Here is a 403-nt window from a genome sequence, read left to right as displayed (position 1 = left end):
GTCACTGCGGCGGTCCTGCAGCTTATGCCAGCCCAGCAGCACCTCCACCTGCGCGGCCAGCCGGATGCCCTGGGTCTGGCACATCATCGGCTTCCAGCAGAGTGTCCAGGGCAGGCGCACCTTTTTGCAGGTCGCCTCCCGCCCGGCCAGGCTGTCTGACAGCAGTGCGAACAGAACCCCGATGTGCTGCAGCTGACTGCACGAGTAGAGCCCGTAGGTCGTGTTCAGCTGATACTGCACGCCCCGCAGGTACCATTGGTAGATATTATAATCCCGGATGGTAAGTTCCGGAAGATAAGGCCGCATCCGACCGTCCATGTCTTTTTAGTCTCCTGTTTACTTTTTCTTGAATTCGACGGTACGCTTCCCGTCAAAGCCGATGCCCACGCAGGGCTTTGACGGG

The 403-nt window shown here is 59.3% G+C and carries 1 protein-coding gene; it reads right to left on the bottom strand.

Annotated features, from left to right (window positions below):
- Positions 1–318, bottom strand: a 318-nt coding sequence (locus tag P0G09_RS15835) for a DUF5685 family protein (protein ID WP_275253133.1), incomplete at its 3' end; no start/stop codon positions are given.
- Positions 319–403 lie beyond the last annotated feature (85 nt).

Source organism: Faecalibacterium sp. DFI.5.82 (genome assembly GCF_029076575.1).
Classification (GTDB): Bacteria; Bacillota; Clostridia; order Oscillospirales; family Ruminococcaceae; genus Faecalibacterium; species Faecalibacterium duncaniae.
The sequence above is the reverse complement of the archived record's forward strand: the minus strand, read 5'-3'. Positions and strand labels throughout refer to the sequence as shown.